General features: G+C 70.8%; 14 protein-coding genes and 1 tRNA gene. 12 read left to right on the top strand and 3 right to left on the bottom strand.

Translation table 11 applies throughout. The features are described from left to right. The first annotated feature begins 51 nt into the window (after positions 1–51). From rpmG to IAG42_RS14435, 8 genes are all read left to right on the top strand, one after another. On the top strand, positions 52–216 hold the full coding sequence (rpmG, locus tag IAG42_RS14470; RefSeq protein WP_003948671.1) for a 50S ribosomal protein L33: 165 nt from the start codon (positions 52–54) through the stop codon (positions 214–216). Between the two features lie 114 nt (positions 217–330). Further along, positions 331–783, top strand: a complete 453-nt coding sequence (locus IAG42_RS14465; protein ID WP_188337407.1) for a MaoC family dehydratase N-terminal domain-containing protein — start codon at positions 331–333, stop codon at positions 781–783. A gap of 5 nt (positions 784–788) precedes the next feature. Continuing rightward, entirely contained in the window at positions 789–1,217 is a 429-nt protein-coding gene (locus tag IAG42_RS14460) for a MaoC family dehydratase (RefSeq protein WP_188337406.1), read from the top strand. 135 nt (positions 1,218–1,352) lie between these two features. Next, complete coding sequence (locus tag IAG42_RS14455) at positions 1,353–1,904, top strand: TetR/AcrR family transcriptional regulator (RefSeq protein ID WP_188337405.1); 552 nt, start codon at positions 1,353–1,355, stop codon at positions 1,902–1,904. Positions 1,905–2,007: 103 nt separating this feature from the next. After that, positions 2,008–3,480, top strand: a complete 1,473-nt coding sequence (locus tag IAG42_RS14450; protein ID WP_188337404.1) for a DHA2 family efflux MFS transporter permease subunit — start codon at positions 2,008–2,010, stop codon at positions 3,478–3,480. An 82-nt stretch (positions 3,481–3,562) separates the two neighbouring features. Then, positions 3,563–3,943, top strand: coding sequence for a DUF3291 domain-containing protein (locus IAG42_RS14445; RefSeq protein ID WP_188337403.1), 381 nt, complete (start codon positions 3,563–3,565; stop codon positions 3,941–3,943). Between the two features lie 68 nt (positions 3,944–4,011). Further along, positions 4,012–5,067 (top strand): UDP-N-acetylmuramate dehydrogenase, encoded by a 1,056-nt coding sequence (locus tag IAG42_RS14440; RefSeq protein WP_188337402.1) that lies wholly within the window; start codon positions 4,012–4,014, stop codon positions 5,065–5,067. Between the two features lie 92 nt (positions 5,068–5,159). After that, positions 5,160–6,575 carry a tetratricopeptide repeat protein gene (locus IAG42_RS14435; RefSeq protein ID WP_188337401.1) on the top strand — a complete coding sequence of 472 codons (1,416 nt, stop codon included), beginning with the start codon at positions 5,160–5,162 and terminating at the stop codon, positions 6,573–6,575. Here IAG42_RS14435 and IAG42_RS14430 read toward each other — a convergent pair. Beyond that, the gene (locus IAG42_RS14430; protein WP_188337400.1) at positions 6,572–7,204 is read right to left on the bottom strand and encodes an NAD(P)-dependent oxidoreductase; all 633 of its coding nucleotides are present in this window, start codon (positions 7,202–7,204) and stop codon (positions 6,572–6,574) included. The genes IAG42_RS14435 and IAG42_RS14430 overlap by 4 nt on opposite strands. 124 nt (positions 7,205–7,328) lie before the next feature. On the opposite strand from IAG42_RS14430, the gene IAG42_RS14425 reads away from it, so the two are divergent. Then, on the top strand, positions 7,329–7,934 hold the full coding sequence (locus IAG42_RS14425; RefSeq protein WP_188337399.1) for a TetR/AcrR family transcriptional regulator: 606 nt from the start codon (positions 7,329–7,331) through the stop codon (positions 7,932–7,934). Between the two features lie 113 nt (positions 7,935–8,047). Here IAG42_RS14425 and IAG42_RS14420 read toward each other — a convergent pair whose 3' ends face one another. Together IAG42_RS14420 and IAG42_RS14415 are read right to left on the bottom strand one after the other, a co-directional pair. Then, positions 8,048–9,070 (bottom strand): adenosine deaminase, encoded by a 1,023-nt coding sequence (locus IAG42_RS14420; RefSeq protein ID WP_188337398.1) that lies wholly within the window; start codon positions 9,068–9,070, stop codon positions 8,048–8,050. Positions 9,071–9,207: 137 nt separating this feature from the next. After that, positions 9,208–10,446 (bottom strand): pyridoxal phosphate-dependent aminotransferase, encoded by a 1,239-nt coding sequence (locus tag IAG42_RS14415; protein ID WP_188337397.1) that lies wholly within the window; start codon positions 10,444–10,446, stop codon positions 9,208–9,210. 213 nt (positions 10,447–10,659) lie between these two features. Between IAG42_RS14415 and IAG42_RS14410 the strand changes: the two genes are divergently transcribed. From IAG42_RS14410 to nusG, 3 genes are all read left to right on the top strand, one after another. Beyond that, positions 10,660–10,732 (top strand) — tRNA-Trp (locus tag IAG42_RS14410). Between the two features lie 107 nt (positions 10,733–10,839). Next, positions 10,840–11,127: a preprotein translocase subunit SecE gene (secE, locus tag IAG42_RS14405; protein WP_188337396.1), complete on the top strand. Its 288-nt coding sequence runs from the start codon at positions 10,840–10,842 to the stop codon at positions 11,125–11,127. 77 nt (positions 11,128–11,204) lie between these two features. Continuing rightward, positions 11,205–12,086 (top strand): transcription termination/antitermination protein NusG, encoded by an 882-nt coding sequence (gene nusG, locus IAG42_RS14400; protein WP_188337395.1) that lies wholly within the window; start codon positions 11,205–11,207, stop codon positions 12,084–12,086. Positions 12,087–12,177: the final 91 nt, after the last annotated feature.

The following is a 12,177-nucleotide window of genomic DNA, read 5'->3' as shown; positions in this document are numbered from 1 at the left end:
CTACTCTTCTATGCGTTCAACCATCTATCCCGTCCGTCAAGGAGCACTCACGTGGCTGCCACCGACGTCCGCCCGAAGATCACGCTGGCCTGCGTGGAGTGCAAGGAGCGGAACTACATCACCAAGAAGAACCGGCGTAACAACCCGGACCGTCTTGAGATGAAGAAGCACTGCCCGCGTTGCAACGCGCACACCGCGCACCGCGAAACGCGATAACTCAGGCTCGTACACGAGGCCGTCCCCTCCCGAGGGGGCGGCCTCGTGTCGTTTGACGGCCCGCATACGTGCGGGCCTTCCATTCCGTCGTTACACCCAGGAGGTACCGAGTCCATGGCGCTCGACCAGTCCTTCGTGGGGCGGACCTACCCGCCCACCGCCCCGTACGAGGTCGGCCGGGAGAAGATCCGTGAGTTCGCGGAGGCCGTGGGGGACACGAACCCCGCCTACGTCGACCGCGAGGCCGCGCAGGCGCTCGGTCACGCCGACGTGATCGCCCCGCCGACCTTTGTGTTCGCCATCACGTTCAAGGCCGCCGGTGAGGTCGTCCACGACCCCGAGCTGGGGCTCGACTACAGCCGCGTCGTGCACGGCGACCAGAAGTTCGCCTACACGCGCCCCGTGCGCGCGGGCGACCGGCTGAGCGTCACCTCCACCATCGAGGGCATCAAGTCCCTCGCGGGCAACGACATCGTGGACGTCCGCGGCGAGGTCCACGACGAGGCCGGCGAGCACGTCGTGACCGCCTGGACCAAGCTCGTCTCGCGCGCCGCAGAGGAGGCCTGATCGCCATGGCGACGACCGTCAAGTACGCCGACGTCGAGGTCGGCACCGAACTCCCCGCGCAGACGTTCCCCGTGACGCGCGCCACGCTCGTCCAGTACGCGGGCGCCTCGGGCGACTTCAATCCGATCCACTGGAACGAGAAGTTCGCGGTCGAGGTCGGCCTGCCGGACGTGATCGCGCACGGCATGTTCACCATGGCCGAGGCGATCCGGGTGGTCACCGACTGGACCGGCGACCCGGCGGCCGTCGTCGAGTACGGCGTCCGCTTCACCAAGCCGGTCGTCGTGCCCAACGACGACAAGGGCGCCGAGATCGAGGTCAGCGCCAAGGTCGCGGCCAAGCTCGACGACAACCGGGTGCGCGTCGACCTCCTCGCCACGAGTGCGGGCCAGAAGGTCCTCGGCATGTCGCGCGCGGTGGTCCAGCTCGTCTGACCTGCGGCTTCGCGTCTCCGTACACGCAGGTAAGGGGCGCTCTCCATGGGGGAGCGCCCCTTACTCGTGCCCGGATGCGTCTCCGTGTCCCGGAAGCCATTGACTTAGATAGTGATTGGCCACTAACTTAGTGGCATGGCAAGGATGAGTGCGGAGGAGCGGCGCGAGAGCGTCGTGCGTGCGGCGATGAGCGAGTTCGCCCGCGGTGGCTACAACGGCACGTCCACCGAGGCGATCGCCAAGCGGGTGGGCGTCTCGCAGCCGTATCTCTTCCGTCTCTTCCCCGGTAAGCAGGCGATGTTCCTCGCGGCCGCCATGCGCTGCTGCGAGCGGACCATCGAGGTGTTCCGCGCCTCGTCCAAGGGCCTGGAAGGCGAGGCCGCCCACCAGGCCATGGGGGAGGCGTACCGGGCGCTGATCGCCGAGGACCCGGACGTCCTGCTCATGCAGATGCAGATGTACGTCGCCGTGGCCGCCTCCGAGGCTTCGGGGGACCGGGAGTTCGGTGACGCGCTGCGGGCCGGCTGGATGGAGATGTACGACACGGCCCGGCTGGCCCTGGGTGCGGATCTCGGCGAGACGACCGAGTTCCTCGCCTACGGAATGCTGATCAACGTGCTGGTGTCGCTGGGGTTCGAGTCCGACCACCGGGTGTGGGCCGGATTCGGCGACTCTCAGTGCATCTAGGGGCGCTTCTGTTCCCGTGAGAGCGGAGGAGACACATGAAGGCGCATTTTCATGGCCGTGAAAGTTAGTCATCAATAACTAACCTGAAAGCGCAGGGGGAACCATGTCACAGGGAACGCACGCACCGGAGAAGGAAACACCGAGCCGCGCGGGAGCCGTCTGGGCTCTCGTCATCACCAGCGTCGCCGGATTCATGGCGGCCCTCGACAACCTCGTCGTCACCACCGCCCTGCCGTCCATCCGCGCGGACCTCGGCGGCGCCCTGGACGACCTCGAATGGACGGTCAGCGCCTACACGCTCACCTTCGCCGTCCTGCTCATGACCGGCGCGGCCCTCGGCGACCGGTTCGGCCGCCGCCGGCTCTTCCTGGTCGGCCTCACCGTCTTCACCGGCGCCTCCGCCGCGGCGGCCCTGGCCCCCGGCATCGACTCCCTCATCGCCGCCCGCGCCGTCCAGGGCGTCGGCGCCGCCATCATGATGCCGCTCACGCTGACCCTGCTCACCGCCGCCGTGCCCGCCGCCAAGCGCGGCATGGTCTACGGGATCTGGGGTGCCGTCAACGGCCTCGCCGTCGCCTCCGGGCCCCTCATCGGCGGCAGTCTCACCGAGCACGTCTCCTGGCACTGGATCTTCTGGCTGAACGTGCCGCTGGGCCTCGCCCTGCTGCCGCTCGCCCGGCTCCGCCTCGCCGAGTCCCGAGGCAGCGGCGCCCCGCTCGACCTCGTCGGTACCCTGCTCGCCAGCGGCGGCCTCTTCGGCATCGTCTACGGGCTCGTCCGCGCCCCCGTCGTCGGCTGGACCGACACCCTCGTCCTGACCGGGCTCTTCGCGGGAACGGCCCTGCTCTGCGCCTTCGTGTGGCACGGCATCAGCAGCAGGAACCCCATGCTTCCCATGCGGCTCTTCCGCTCCCGCGCCTTCTCCGGCATCAACGCCGCGAGCCTGCTGATGTTCCTCGGGATGTTCGGCTCGATCTTCCTGCTCAGCCAGTTCATGCAGGGCGTCCTCGGCTACTCGCCGACCCAGGCCGGCCTGCGGATGCTGCCCTGGACCGGGATGCCGATGCTCGTCGCCCCCGTCGCCGGGATCCTCTCCGACCGCATCGGCGGCCGCCCGGTCGTCGCGGCCGGCCTCTTCCTGCAGGCCGTCGGACTCGGCTGGTTCGCCTCCGTCGCCACCGTCGACGTCTCCTACGCGGCCCAGCTGCCCGCCCTGATCGTCAGCGGCGTCGGCATGGCCCTGTACTTCGCCCCCGCCGCCAACCTGGTCATGTCCAGCGTCCGCCAGGACGAGCAGGGCATCGCCTCCGGCGCCAACAACGCGCTGCGCGAGGTCGGCGGAGCGCTCGGCATCGCCGTCATGTCGTCGATCTTCTCGGCACAGGGCGGCTACGACTCCGCGCAGCACTTCGTGGACGGCATCGAACCCGCCCTGTGGGTCGGCGCGGCCGTCGTCGCCCTGGCCGGCGTCGCCGCCCTGTGCATCCCCAAGGCGTCGCGTACTACGGCCGTAGTCCAGGACGGCAAGGAGGGCAACGACGGCAAGGAAGCGGGCCGCGTCCTGGAACAGGTCTGACCGTCACCGCTCGCCCGAACCTGCCCGAACCGTCCCGCCCGAATGAAGCGAACCGCGAACCGCGAACGATAAGGAGCACGTCGTGCCGACCCTCCCCTGGACCGTTCCGAACACGCCGCCCACGGGCGCGGAGGCCACCGTCTTCGCCTCCCGCTTCGAGACCCGCACCCTGTGGGGCGCCCTGAAGTTCTTCCTCCGCACACCGAAGATCTGGCGCCAGGTGGGCAGCGCGCCCGGCGCGTACGGCGCCACCCTGAAGGCGAAGCCCCTCCAGCGCACCTTCTGGACGCTGTCCGTCTGGGAGTCCCCCCAGGCGCTCAAGGACTTCGCCTCCTCCGCACCGCACCGGCCGCTCGCCGACGGGCTCCGCGACCAGATGAAGGACTCCGAGTTCCTCACCTGGAAGGCGAGCACCGACGAACTCCCGCTCGCCTGGAAGGACGTCCTGCCCAGGTTCCGGTGACCCGCCCGGCCACCCCGGCCGACACGGCCCCGCCCACGCGGCGGGGCCGTTCTCGTACCCTTGGGCGCGTGCAGGAACTCCACGACGCCCCCCTCGCCCCCCTGACCACGTTCAGGCTCGGCGGGCCCGCCACCCGGCTGATCACCGCGACGACCGACGCCGAGGTGGTCGACGCCGTGCGCGAGGCCGACGCCGCGGGCACCCCGCTGCTGATCGTCGGCGGCGGCAGCAACCTCGTCATCGGCGACCAGGGCTTCGCGGGCACCGCCCTGCGCATCGCCACCCAGGGCTTCTCCCTGGACGGCACCCGCCTGGAGCTGGCCGCCGGAGAGGTGTGGACCGACGCCGTCGCCCGCACCGTCGAGGCCGGCCTCGCGGGCATCGAGTGCCTCGCCGGCATCCCCGGCTCCGCGGGCGCGACGCCGATCCAGAACGTGGGGGCGTACGGCCAGGAGGTCTCCTCCACGATCACCGAGGTCGTCGCCTACGACCGCGCCGCGGGCGAGACCGTCGTGATCCCGAACGCGGAATGCGCCTTCTCGTACCGGCACAGCCGCTTCAAGGCCGAACCGGACCGCTACGTGGTCCTGCGCGTCCGCTTCGAGCTGGAGGACGCGGGCGGCCTGAGCGCGCCCATCAAGTACCCCGAGACCGCCCGCACCCTCGGCGTCGAGGCCGGCGACCGCGTCCCGGCCGCCACCGCCCGCGAGACCGTCCTGAAGCTGCGCGCCGGCAAGGGCATGGTGCTCGACCCGGAGGACCACGACACGTGGTCGGCCGGCTCGTTCTTCACCAACCCGATCCTCACCGAGCCCGAGTTCGCCGCCTTCCACGCGCGCGTGGCGGAGCGGCTCGGCCCGGACGCCAAGGCACCCGCGTTCCCCGCGGGGGAGGGCCTGACCAAGACCTCGGCGGCCTGGCTGATCGACAAGGCGGGCTTCACCAAGGGCTACGGCACCGGCCCCGCCCGCATCTCCACCAAGCACACCCTCGCCCTCACCAACCGCGGGGAGGCCACCACCGAGGACCTCCTCACCCTCGCCCGCGAGGTCGTCGCCGGCGTCCACGAGGCGTTCGGCGTGACCCTGGTCAACGAGCCGGTGACGGTCGGCGTGCGGCTCTGACCTGCGACTGTCCCATTGACCGCAGGGACGGTCGCCCCCGATAGTGACGGCGTCGAGACGCTCGGCACGCACATCAGGGGTGGGGACCACAGATGCAGGAGAACAGCGGGCAGTCCGTGCTGCCCGCACACGAGCGCGCCGAGCTGCTGCTGCGCGCGGGGGAGCTGAGACAGGCGCGGGAGACCGCGCGGACGGGCCTCGACCAGGAGGGGCCGCAGGCCGGCCTCTACCTCGTCCTGGGCCGCGCGCACGCCGCCGAGGACGAGGACGACCACGACGCGGAGGCCGAGCGGGCCTACCGCGCGGGGCTCGACGCCTTCCCGGACGACCTCGAGCTGCTCGCCGCGTACGCCGAGTTCGGCCTCGCCGGTGACGTCATGGACCAGCCCGGCCGCCGCGCCCGGGGGCAGCGGGCCGCCGACCGCCTGAGGGAGCTCGCCCCGGATTCACCACAGGCCGGGCGACTGGCGGCGACAGCACAGAGCGGCGCGCCGCGCCCCGCCTCCCAGGTCCACGTCCAGCGCCACGACGTCAAGACCGCCCTGGACAGCGGCGTGGACCTCGCCGTCCTGGCCGCGCAGGCCCGGGAGGCCGCCGGGGCCTGGCCGCACGACCGGCGGCTCGCCGTACGCGCCGAGACGCTCACCGCGCTGGAGCGCCCCTACGGCCACCTCAGCCTCGTCCGCGCGACCCTGCGCGCGCCCTACCGCACCGCGCTGATCATCTGCTCCCTCGTGTCCGCCTGGATGCTGGCCCTGCCGCTCCTGCACCTGCCCCTGACCGCGGGACTGTGGGCGCTGATCGCGGTCGTCCCGGTACGGCTCGAGCAGTCGCTGCTGCGGGGCGCGCGCAGACGGGCCGAGCGGCGCATGCCCGCCGACACCGGGCTGCCCGCGCCGGGCGCCCCGGACGTGCCCCCGCCCACGCGCCGCGAGCGGACGATGCTGGCGCTCACCTTCGTGGTGGCGGTGTGCGCGATCGCCGGCACGGCCACATGGCAGTACGCGCGGGCGACGGACTACCCGCACTACAGGGCGGCCGTCCCGCGCAGCTTCCAGGGGATGCCGTTGCGCCCGAACGCCCCGATGGCGGACGAGCTGGAGACGTACCTGGCCGGGACCACGCTCCCGCGCGGGGCGCAGTCGTTCTCGGGCGTCTACGGAGAGGGCGATCGCGACTCCGCCCGAGCCGTCGCCGTCGTGGGCGCGACCGGCGACCTCCACGCCGAGGACCCGGACGACCTGTTCGCGGGACTCGACGATCTCGGGTTCGCCGGGCTCAGCCTGCGAGACAGCTGGAGCGCGTCCCCGGGCCCGCTCGGCGGCCGGCTCGAATGCTTCGTCCACGGGAACGGCACGGGCACGCTCTCGATGTGCGCCTGGGCAGACAAGGGCAGCGTCGGCGTCGTCCTGGTCCCGGGCGAGGCCCAGGGCCGGGACTCCCTGGCCCGCACCGCCCGCGCGCTCCGACAGGCCGTCCTGCGCCCGCGGGACTCCGAGGCCGCCTAGTACGCCACGCCCACGCCCTGCTTCACGGTCGCCGCGTCGTCGACGGCCGACAGCATCGCGTGGGCCACGTCCGCCCGGCCCAGGAAGCGCCCCGAGCGCGGGAAGCCGCCTACGACCGTCCGGTAGACGCCGGTCACCGGCTTGTCCTGGAGGCGGGGCGGGCGCACCGAGGTCCAGTCGGTGGCGCTGGCGGCCAGCTCCGCCTCCATGGCGGCCAGATCGACGTAGATGTCCTTGAGGACGCTGCTGACGATCTTCATGGCGATCCGGTCCGAGAGCGGCGAGTCCGCGGGCTGCGGGCCGACCGGGCCCGCGCTCACGACCACCAGGCGCCGCGTGCCCTCGGCCTCCATCGCCTCCAGCACCGCGCGCGTGAGCCGGGCCGCGACCCCCGCGTCCGCCCGCTTGCGGGCGCCGAGCCCGGAGAGCACCGCGTCGCGCCCGGCCACCGCGGGGCGCAGCGCCTGCGGGTCGCGCAGGTCCGCGCGGAAGACCTCCAGGCGGTCACCGGCCACGGTGAACCGCGCGGGGTCCCGCACCACCGCCGTGACCTCGTGCCCGGCGGCCAGCGCCTGGCGGACGATCTCCTGTCCGACGCCGCCCGTCGCGCCGAAAACCGTGAGCTTCATGGGATGCCTCCAGTGCGCGTCACGTGCAAGATCAGAACGTGCGGGTGGGTGAGTGTTCACTCACCCCCGTACCCACTAGAGTGGGTGAGCACTCGCTCACCCGTCAAGCCTGGTTGGAATCCGCATGGACCAGAAGCCGGCCCGCGTCCGCATCGTCGACGCCGCTCACGACCTCATGCTGAGCATCGGCCTCGCCCGCACCACCACGAAGGCGATCGCCCAGGCTGCGGGCTGCTCCGAAGCCGCGCTCTACAAGTACTTCGCCAACAAGGAGGAGCTCTTCGTCACGGTGCTCCACGAGCGCCTCCCGAAGCTCGGCTCCCTCCTGAGCCGGCTCACCGAGGGCGTCGCGAACCCCGACCGCACGGTCGAGGAGAACCTCACCGACATCGCGCGCGAGGCGGCCCTCTTCTACGAGGAGACCTTCCCGATGGCCGCGTCCCTGTATGCCGAGCCGCAGCTCAAGCGCCGCCACGAAGACATCCTGCGCGGCCTCGGCTCGGGCCCGCACAAGCCGATCCAGGGCCTGGACGCCTACCTGCGCGCCGAACAGGCCGCCGGCCGCGTCGCCCCAGACGCCGACACCTACGCGGCCGCCTCGCTCCTCCTGGGCGCCTGCGCCCAGCGAGCCTTCGCCTACGACATGTCGCCCGACCGCAAGCCGCCGCAGTCCCTGGACGCCTTCGCCACGGGCCTGGCGCGCACCCTGCTCGGCGGGATCGCGCCCTGAAGACCTGAAGACCTGAAGACCTGAAGCCCTTGAAGAGCCCTTAAGAGCCCTTAAGAGCCCTTAAGAGCCTTTGAAGAGCTGCCCCGAAGGCCTCAACCCGCGCGGATCGGCCCTCAGGCCGTCAGCCAGGCGTCGATGCCGCCCAGGAGCCGCTGCCTGACATCCTCCGGCGCCGCCGAGCCCCGCACCGACTGCCGCGCCAGCTCGGCCAGTTCCGCGTCCGAGAAGTCGTGGTGGCGCCGCGCGATCTCGTACTGGGCGGCCAGACGCGAACCGAACAGCAGCGGGTCGTCCGCGCCCAGCGCCATCGGCACCCCGGCCTCGAAGAGCGGGCGCAGTGGCACGTCCTCGGGCTTCTCGTAGACGCCGAGCGCCACATTGGACGCGGGGCACACCTCACAGGTCACCCCGCGGTCGGCGAGCCGCTTGAGCAGACGCGGGTCCTCGGCCGCCCGCACCCCGTGCCCGATCCGGGTGGCGTCCAGGTCGTCCAGGCAGTCCCGCACCGACGACGGGCCGGTCAGCTCGCCCCCGTGCGGCGCGGACAGCAGCCCGCCCTCGCGCGCGATGTGGAAGGCCCGGTCGAAGTCCCGCGCCATGCCGCGCCGTTCGTCGTTGGAGAGCCCGAAACCGACGATTCCCCGGTCCGCGTACCGCACCGCCAGCCGGGCCAGTGTGCGGGCGTCCAGGGGGTGCTTCATCCGGTTCGCCGCGACCAGCACGCGCATCCCGAGCCCGGTGTCCCGCGAGGCCCGGTCGACCGCGTCCAGGATGACCTCGAGCGCAGGGATGAGCCCGCCCAGGCGCGGCGCGTACGAGGTCGGGTCGACCTGGATCTCCAGCCAGCCCGAGCCGTCCGCCAGGTCCTCCTCGGCGGCCTCGCGCACCAGACGCTGGATGTCCTCGGGCTCCCGCAGACAGGAACGCGCCGCGTCGTAGAGCCGCTGGAAACGGAACCAGCCGCGCTCGTCGGTCGCCCGCAGCTTCGGCGGCTCCGCGCCGGTCAGCGCGTCGGGCAGCCGCACGCCGTACTTGTCGGCCAGCTCCAGCAGGGTCGTGGGCCGCATCGACCCGGTGAAGTGCAGGTGCAGATGGGCCTTCGGCAACTGACGTACATCACGTGCTACACGCTCCATCCAGTGATCCTGCCGCACACACCGGTCGTACCGGTAGCGCCTTTCCCCGTTCGGGGCCGACAGCGAACAAACAACCGGACGCACAAGAAAGCGGGCCGCCCCCCGAAGGGGACGGCCCGCCCAGGCGGAAGCACGGACTAGTCGCGCGCCTCGGCCAGCAGCTTCTGGACGCGCGAGACGCCCTCGACGAGGTCCTCGTCGCCCAGCGCGTACGACAGACGCAGGTAACCCGGCGTGCCGAAGGCCTCGCCCGGAACCACCGCGACCTCGGCCTCCTCCAGGATGAGCGCCGCCAGCTCGACCGAGGTCTGCGGACGCTTGCCGCGGATCTCCTTGCCGAGCAGACCCTTCACCGACGGGTACGCGTAGAACGCGCCCTCCGGCTCGGGGCAGACGAAGCCGTCGATCTCGTTGAGCATCCGCACGATCGTCTTGCGGCGCCGGTCGAAGGCCTCACGCATCTTCTCGACGGCGGTCAGGTCGCCGGAGACGGCGGCGATGGCGGCGGCCTGCGCCACGTTCGACACGTTGGAGGTGGCGTGCGACTGCAGGTTCGTCGCGGCCTTCACCACGTCCTTCGGGCCGATGATCCACCCCACGCGCCAGCCGGTCATCGCGTACGTCTTGGCCACGCCGTTCACCACGATGCACTTGTCGCGCAGCTCGGGCAGGAGCGCGGGCAGCGACGTGAACTCCGCGTCCCCGTAGACCAGGTGCTCGTAGATCTCGTCCGTCATGACCCACAGGCCGTGCTCGAGCGCCCAGCGGCCGATGGCCTCGGCGTCCTCACGGCTGTAGACCGCGCCCGTCGGGTTCGACGGCGACACGAAGAGGACGACCTTGGTCTTCTCCGTGCGCGCGGCCTCGAGCTGCTCCACCGAGACGCGGTAGCCGGTCGTCTCGTCGGCGACGACCTCGACCGGGACACCGCCGGCGAGACGGATCGACTCCGGGTACGTCGTCCAGTACGGGGCCGGGACGATGACCTCGTCCCCCGGGTCGAGGATCGCGGCGAAGGCCTCGTAGATGGCCTGCTTGCCGCCGTTGGTGACCAGGATCTCGGCGGCCTCGGGCTCGTAGCCGGAGTCGCGCAGCGTCTTCGCGGCGATCGCGGCCTTGAGCTCGGGCAGGCCGCCGGCCGGCGTGTAGCGGTGGTACTTCGGGTTCTTGCAGGCCTCGACGGCCGCTTCGACGATGTAGTCCGGGGTGGGGAAGTCGGGCTCACCCGCGCCGAAGCCGATGACCGGACGCCCGGCGGCCTTGAGGGCCTTGGCCTTGGCGTCGACAGCGAGGGTCGCGGACTCGGAGATCGCGCCGATCCGGGCGGAGACCCGGCGCTCGGTGGGCGAGGACGAAGGAGTAGCAGCAGCGCTCATGAACCCATCGTTCCAGACCGGAAAGCCGCCCGGCACACGGGTTTCACGGACCGGACGATCACCTGACGATCAGGTGTAGATCCACTTCTGGTCCGTATCCGTTCGACGGAGGCCCTCGGAACACGTACACTCACTGCTCGTTGGCCTTCACCGGCCGCGCTTTCCGAGCACACACCGTGCAATCGGGAGGATGCGGTACGTTGGGGGAAGCAAAGGGTCGTAGCTCAATTGGTAGAGCACTGGTCTCCAAAACCAGCGGTTGGGGGTTCAAGTCCCTCCGGCCCTGCTACACACTCCATCGCCAGGATGTGTGCGCATGTACGTACTGCAATGCACCGCCGTGCGGCTCAACCGGGCGCGGCACGGCCACGACCCGGAATCAGGTGAGGACGAGTGACGGACGCCGTGGGCTCCATCGACATGCCTGATGCCCAGGACGAGGCGCCGGAGTCCAAGAAGAAGGCCCGCAAGGGCGGCAAGCGCGGCAAGAAGGGCCCCTTCGGCCGCCTCGCACTCTTCTACCGCCAGATCGTCGCGGAACTCCGCAAGGTCGTCTGGCCGACGCGTAGTCAGCTCTCGACGTACACCACCGTGGTGATCGTGTTCGTCGTCATCATGATCGGTCTGGTCACCGTGATTGACTATGGGTTCAGCCATCTCATCAAGTACATCTTCGGCTGAGCCGAAAGCGGAGGGCGCCGTGTCCGGCGCCCCTTTCGCGCGTTCCACCCCTATGTATCCAGGAAGAAGCAGCCACCGTGTCTGACCCGAACCTGAACGACGCCATCGAGTCGGCGGAGTCCGTGGAGGACCAGCTCGACATCGTCGAGGCGGCGGACTCCGAGGACCCGGACCAGGCCGAAGCTGCCGACATCGCCGCCGGCGAGCCCGCCGAAGAGGCCGCCCTCGAGGTCGTCGAGGAAGCCGACGAGGCCGAGGCCGCCGAGGACGAGACCGTCGACGCCGAGGCCGACGAGGACGCCGCCGTCGAGGACGAGGAGTCCGAGGAGGAGCAGGCGCCGGTCGACCCGATCGCCGCCCTCCGTGACGAGCTGCGCGGTCTCCCGGGCGAGTGGTACGTGATCCACACCTACGCGGGCTACGAGAAGCGCGTGAAGGCGAACCTGGAGCAGCGTGCCGTCTCGCTGAACGTCGAGGACTTCATCTACCAGGCCGAGGTCCCCGAGGAAGAGATCGTCCAGATCAAGAACGGCGAGCGCAAGAACGTCCGGCAGAACAAGCTGCCCGGCTACGTGCTCGTCCGCATGGACCTGACGAACGAGTCCTGGGGCGTCGTCCGCAACACCCCCGGCGTCACCGGCTTCGTGGGCAACGCCTACGACCCGTACCCGCTGACCCTGGACGAGATCGTCAAGATGCTCGCCCCGGAGGCCGAGGAGAAGGCCGCCCGCGAGGCCGCCGAGGCCGAGGGCAAGCCGGCTCCGGCCCGCAAGGTCACCGTCGAGGTCCTGGACTTCGAGGTGGGCGACTCGGTCACCGTCACCGACGGTCCGTTCGCCACGCTGCAGGCCACGATCAACGAGATCAACGCCGACTCGAAGAAGGTCAAGGGCCTCGTCGAGATCTTCGGCCGCGAGACCCCGGTCGAGCTCAGCTTCGACCAGATCCAGAAGAACTAGTCGCTACTAGAACCTTCTGGGCACACCGCTTCCGAACAGGTCAGACGGGCTCTCAAAAGCCGGTCTGACCTGCTCGGTTTTTAGCCACGCA

Source organism: Streptomyces xanthii, from assembly GCF_014621695.1.
GTDB lineage: Bacteria > Actinomycetota > Actinomycetes > Streptomycetales > Streptomycetaceae > Streptomyces > Streptomyces xanthii.
The sequence above is the reverse complement of the archived record's forward strand: the minus strand, read 5'-3'. Positions and strand labels throughout refer to the sequence as shown.